The 5,335-nt window shown below is 65.9% G+C and carries 5 protein-coding genes, 2 pseudogenes and 1 riboswitch; of the genes and pseudogenes, 2 read left to right on the top strand and 5 right to left on the bottom strand.

What is annotated here, in order from left to right:
- Positions 1 to 182, top strand: a pseudogene (locus U9977_RS25430) (hypothetical protein); the annotation flags it as partial.
- Here the strand turns inward: U9977_RS25430 and U9977_RS25425 are convergent.
- A complete protein-coding gene (locus U9977_RS25425; RefSeq protein WP_322751812.1) occupies positions 149 to 1,645 on the bottom strand; it encodes a HAMP domain-containing sensor histidine kinase in 1,497 nt (498 codons plus the stop codon). The pseudogene U9977_RS25430 and the gene U9977_RS25425 overlap by 34 nt on opposite strands.
- A gap of 269 nt (positions 1,646 to 1,914) precedes the next feature.
- On the opposite strand from U9977_RS25425, the gene U9977_RS25420 reads away from it, so the two are divergent.
- Positions 1,915 to 2,529 (top strand): malonic semialdehyde reductase, encoded by a 615-nt coding sequence (locus tag U9977_RS25420; RefSeq protein WP_416210777.1) that lies wholly within the window; start codon positions 1,915 to 1,917, stop codon positions 2,527 to 2,529.
- 156 nt (positions 2,530 to 2,685) lie between these two features.
- On the opposite strand, the gene bluB is transcribed toward U9977_RS25420, so the two are convergent.
- From bluB to U9977_RS25400, 4 genes and pseudogenes are all read right to left on the bottom strand, one after another.
- Entirely contained in the window at positions 2,686 to 3,306 is a 621-nt protein-coding gene (bluB, locus tag U9977_RS25415) for a 5,6-dimethylbenzimidazole synthase (protein ID WP_322751810.1), read from the bottom strand.
- Positions 3,307 to 3,342: 36 nt separating this feature from the next.
- Positions 3,343 to 3,544, bottom strand: a riboswitch (cobalamin riboswitch).
- Positions 3,545 to 3,641: 97 nt separating this feature from the next.
- On the bottom strand, positions 3,642 to 4,283 hold the full coding sequence (locus U9977_RS25410) for an FHA domain-containing protein (protein WP_322751809.1): 642 nt from the start codon (positions 4,281 to 4,283) through the stop codon (positions 3,642 to 3,644).
- 251 nt (positions 4,284 to 4,534) lie between these two features.
- On the bottom strand, positions 4,535 to 5,098 hold the full coding sequence (locus U9977_RS25405; RefSeq protein ID WP_322751808.1) for a flavin reductase family protein: 564 nt from the start codon (positions 5,096 to 5,098) through the stop codon (positions 4,535 to 4,537).
- Positions 5,095 to 5,335: pseudogene (locus U9977_RS25400) on the bottom strand (hypothetical protein); the annotation flags it as partial. The gene U9977_RS25405 and the pseudogene U9977_RS25400, both read right to left, overlap by 4 nt.

Genomic DNA, 5,335 nt, shown 5'->3' with positions numbered 1-5,335 from the left:
CGACGCCGCACGTGCTGCTGCTGCGCAACCTTCTCGGTAATTTTCCGTATGCCGTCCAGAATGTTCCGCCTGACAACAACCCGGCATCGGCCGCGGCGGTCATGGGGAGCTACTACCCACAGGCCGCGGTCTGCTCGCTGTCGACTCTTCAGGCCGGCGGTCCGGCGGCCTGCCTTTCGTAATTGACACTGCCGAGTTCTCCCGTGGGTGGACCGGGCGATTCCGGTTCACCCACCGGGAGGAAGAGCCGGACGGTGGTCCCGATGCCGGGAGCGGAATGTACGTCAGCGGTGCCACCGTGCGCCGCCGCGACGGCCGCGACGATGGACATGCCCAGACCGCTGCCACCATGGATCCGATCGCGACTCCCCGATGCCCGCCAGAAGCGGTCGAATATCCGTTCAGCCGATTCCTGGGGCATACCCGGTCCGAAGTCACGGATCTCGAGGTGGACGCGGGTGCTGTCACGGCCAAGCCTCGCCTCGACCCGGGCTGTCACCGGCGTATGGACCCGCACGTTCGACAGGAGGTTCCCGACCACCTGGCGCAGGGCGTCCGCGTCCCCGACCACCATGCACCGGTCCGGACAGGTCAATGCGATGGGACGGTCCGGCTCCACCGCGGTTGCATCGGCGACCGCATCCCGCAGCACGGCGGACAGGTCCACGTTCGAGCGGTCCAGCGGCCGGTGCTCGTCGAGGTGGGCCAGATAGAGCATGTCGTCGACCAGCGCGCTCATCCGGGCGCTCTCCTCCTGGACGCGCCGCAGCGCATCGTCCACACCCGTCGGTGGGACGACACCCTGGCGCATCAGGTCGACATAACCGCGAATGGAGGTCAGCGGAGTCCGCAGCTCGTGGGAGGCATCGGCGACGAACCGCTGCAGCCGTTCCTGTGAGCGGACCCGTTCCTCGAACGCAGCCTGGATCTGACCGAGCATGATGTTGAGCGCGGCGGCGAGCCGGCCGACCTCGCTGCGCACCGGCGAGTCGGGCACGCGCCGAGACAGGTCCCCGCCGGCGATTGCCGCGGCGGTCTCCGCGACGTCCCGCAACGGCCGCAGGCCACGGCCGAGAAGCAGCCACGCCGAGATACCCGCGCCGACAAGGACAGCGAGGCTGGCAATGAGCTCTATCCCCGCCAGCCGGGCGACGGTCGTGGTTACCGGGCGCAGTGGGACGGCGACCAGGTCGGTCCCGCCGTCGGCGGGTAGCACCCCGACGACGGCGCGGAAGCGTCTGCCGCCGTCGACGATGTTGAACGGCGCTCCGGAGGCGATCCGGGCGTCGATGTCCGTGACGGCGTCGAGGAGTGGACGCGATGGCGTGGGACCACTACCGCTTCCGGTGACGACCCGGACCGAACCGTCGCGCAGGCGGAGTTCCACCACGTAGTCGGTCGGGGCGATCACCCGTTGCAGGCTTTCGGCGCCGATCACCGGTGTCATCCGGGCCAGCAATCCGCTACGTGCTGTCACGAGATTCTGGGCGCCGCGCAGCTGGTCGTCCGTCTGCTGGAAAAGATAGGTACGCAGCGCGAAGATGCTGATGGCGGCGGTGGCGGACAACCCCACCGTGAGCAGGGCCAGCAGGCCGAACATCAGCCGGGTCCGCAGCGCGACCCCCGGACGTGGGTTACTAGACATCCGAGCACTCTCCACGGATCGATGCCGCCCTTGGTAGCAGCCCTTGGTAGCAGCCCTTGGTGGCAGCCCTTCGTACCCGTCCCCGCCGAGAGCGGGCCTGGAGGCGCAGCTCACATCGCAGTCGGGATGCCGGCAGCATAGTTGTCGGTTCAATTAAGCAGCTGGGCCTACGGGCGCGCGACGATCGTCAGATCGCGCGCCCGTAGGCCGCAGTCCCCGGAGCGCTCATGGCAACCACCCGACTATCAGGAGTCCCGACCTCCATGACCATCACCGATATCGCTACCGGCGAAGACGCTCTGCTGCTGGACGCCGCCGCCGCGGATCTATTGTTCCACACGGCCCGGACTGCGAACACGTTCAGCGACGATCCGGTGTCCGACGAGCAGGTCCGTGCCATCTATGAGCTGATCAAATGGGCGCCGACCAGTATGAACGCGCAGCCGCTGCGGATCATCCTGGTCCGTTCGCCCGAGGCTCGGGAACGGCTGGTACAGCATCTCAGCCCGGGTAACCAGGCGAAGACGCAGTCTGCGCCGCTCGTGGCCATCGTGGCCGCGGACGTCGACTTCCACGAGAACCTCCCGCAGGTCTTCCCCCATCTGCCGAACGCCAAGGACTTCTTCACCGAACCGGTCGCTCGCGAGCAGACGGCCCGCTTCAACGCCGGCCTGCAGATCGGCTACCTCATTCTGGGTATCCGCGCCGCTGGGCTGGCGGCCGGCCCGATGACGGGCCTGGACGCCACCGCTGTCGACAAGGAGTTCTTCGCCGACCAGCCGTTGCGGACACTCGCAGTCATAAACATCGGCACTCCCGGGGAGAACCCGTGGTTCGACCGCAGCCCACGGCTGGACTACGAGCAGGTAGTCTCCGCCCTCTGAAACTGCTGTTCTGAACCCGGGTGCTGTGAAATCGGGTGCTGTGAAACAAGCCTGAAACAGGCTCCGGGGCGGCCGCTACGTTCGCTTCCCGGAGAGCCGCAGACAGTCGGCCACCTTGGCTTGAAGGTGGCCGACCGTCGATTCCTGACCGGCTGATTACCACATCTCGTGATGGACTGCCTGAGGCAGAGCGCGCCGGTAGGCCCAGTTGTGCCGTTCCAGGTCGGGGACGGTCTCATGATGTGTGACAGGTCCCAGGCACAACCACGCGACAGGGCGGACCTCGTCGGGAATCCCGAGCATGTTCCGAACGGCCTGTTCACGATAGAAGGACACCCAGCCGACGCCGAGGCCTTCGGCGGTCGCTGCCAGCCACAGGTTCTCGATGGCCAGACATACGGAATACAGCCCGGCATCCGCGATGGAGTGTCGTCCCAGGACAGCTGGTGCGCCCCGCCGCGGGTCGTATGTCACCACGACGGCCAGCGTGGACTCCAGTACGCCGTCGATCTTGATCCGGCTGAAACGGGTGGCTTGGTCCGCGGTCAGTGTCGCCGCAAAGACAGCTTGTTCATGCCTGACATGATCATGAAAGGTTTTCCGGGTTCGGATGTTTTCGACCAGGATGAAGTCCCATGGCTGACTCAGGCCGACGCTCGGGGCGGCATGAGCCGCCGCAAGCACACGGTCCAGGACATCGGCCGCGATCGGCGCTCCGGTGAACTGGGCACGCACGTCACGGCGTTTTTTGATCACATCGTAGATATTTACGGACATGGCGAGGCTCCCGCGCTCCGACCACCCGACCATCGGCGGGTGGCACACATGCGAGGCCGGTCTTCGGACTCTCGGATCAACGCCTGGCCGCCCGGCCTTCCCAGGCCAGGTGGCCCAGTGGCTGCGCCTGCGCGCGTGGACGGTGACTCCCCGATGACCGCGGCGGGCCCGTGCCGGACTCTCACCGGCTTCCCGATTCTCCCCGGTCTCCCAGGGCACCTCGCGAAGGATGCCGCCACGATCATCCCACACGCGACGCTCGGTCTGACCGCGGAACGCCCGAAGTCATCGGGCGACGGGGCTGGGAGGGCGGCGTGGTGGGCCAGCGGTGACGATCAATGTTCGCGCTCGGACACCAACCCGGCCTGGAAAGCCAGCTCGACGAGCTTCATTCGCTTCTGGTTCTGCGGCAGTTCTTCCACGCCGAACTTGCGAAACAACGTCCGTAGGTGGGTCTTGACCGCCTCGACACTGAAGAACAACTCGTCGGCGATCTGCCGATTTGTTGCGGGAGTCGTGTACGGGGTTCGCTCCTGGTACGGGCGACACAGGGATTCCAGTACCAGCAGCTGGGTCGACGACAGGGAACGCAGGGTCACGATATTGTTCACGTCTTGGGTCTCTATCGCGCCACGGCCGGCGGATGCGCGGCCGAAGCGGTTGTCACGATAAGTCAGCGAGGTCGAACCGACGAGAATAACGTCGCCGTCCCCGAGTCGTCGCCGTCCGACGAGCCGTTCCCCGTTCACAAAGGTGCCGTTACGGGACAACCCTCCGTCGATCAGTATCCAGTTGGTTCCGATCTGTTGGAACTGTGCATGCAGGCGTGAGACCTTGCTGTCCCACGCCAGCCTGACGTCGCTACCGGGACCGCGACCGACCGTCACACCCACGGCCGCGGTCAGGTTCACCACCTGCTGTTTCCCGGTGCCGTCGCGGTAGAACAGGAAGATGTCTGCAGAAGAGTCACCATCCACGTCTCACACATCCAACGTGGCGCGCCGGCCGAATCCGCGAGGATCTGCGATGAGCCGATCAGGCATGACGCCGGACTCCTTTCTTTACGAGTTCATTCGTCGGGTCGTATGGTACCGCGGCACATGGGTCGGCGATGCGATGTGGCGAAGTTTATTCCTTCTGTTTGTACTCGCCATGATATTTCGACCAATATGCCATGCGTTATGAAAGATACATATAAATGCCGCACGTCAGCTGCCCGGATGAGATGCTACATATCGGGGTCTTCGCCGCCTTGCCGTCCACGCGAAATGGATTGAAAGCGCCCGTCGTGCCACAGCAACGGTCGACCGTGGCCCCGGTAGAGCCCGATGACGGAACCGACGAGGATGGTGTGATCACCACCAGAATGCAGGGCGTGCACCGTGCAGGTGGTCCACGCGAGCGCGTCGTCGAGTACGGGCACCTCGTGGACGATCTCGTGGGACACGTCGGCGAATCGGTCTGCCGGCGGCCGGGAGGCGAAGCCGGTGGCCAGCTCGACGCCGCTCGCGTCGAGCACGTTGATGGAGAACCGACCGGCCTCGCGGATCTCCACCAGGGTGGCTGACCGGTTGCCGACGCAGGCGAGCACGAGCAGTGGATCCAGGGAGAGTGAGGTGACCGCACTCGCGGTCATGCCGGTGGGGCCGGCCGGTGTCACCGTGGCGAGCACGGTGACACCGGAGGCGAGCTGGGCGAAAACCGAACGGAACAGCTGCCGGGCCTGCTCAGGGCTGGTCGGCAGGTCGCCCGCGGCCAGCGGACGGGGCTCGGGGACGGTAATCGTCGTCATCGCACCGCTCCCCTTTCAGTGGAAAGCGTGGCGTCGTCGTCGTGGATGTCGCCGTCGGCAGGAAAAACCACGTGATCGCCGAACAGACCGCGCAGGATCCGCTGCATGTTGTCGCGCAAGGTGCGTTCGGCGATCGGGTCGATGATCGCGGCGAGGCTGGGCATGCCGAGGTCGAAGTGCGCTGTGAAGGTGAGGGTGGCGTCCGGGCCGGCCTGGTAGGCCTGCCAGGTGCCGTGG

This window comes from Protofrankia sp. Cas8 (assembly GCF_963555845.1).
In the GTDB taxonomy this organism is placed as follows: Bacteria; Actinomycetota; Actinomycetes; order Frankiales; family Frankiaceae; genus Protofrankia.
This window is presented reverse-complemented; position numbering and strand designations above follow the sequence as displayed.

What these genes read in the sequence shown, in the direction of transcription:
- U9977_RS25405 (WP_322751808.1), bottom strand. Translation starts at nt 5,098, where the DNA reads ATGACGACGATTACCGTCCCCGAGCCCCGTCCGCTGGCCGCGGGCGAC.
- bluB (WP_322751810.1), bottom strand. Translation starts at nt 3,306, where the DNA reads ATGTCCGTAAATATCTACGATGTGATCAAAAAACGCCGTGACGTGCGT.
- U9977_RS25425 (WP_322751812.1), bottom strand. Translation starts at nt 1,645, where the DNA reads ATGTCTAGTAACCCACGTCCGGGGGTCGCGCTGCGGACCCGGCTGATG.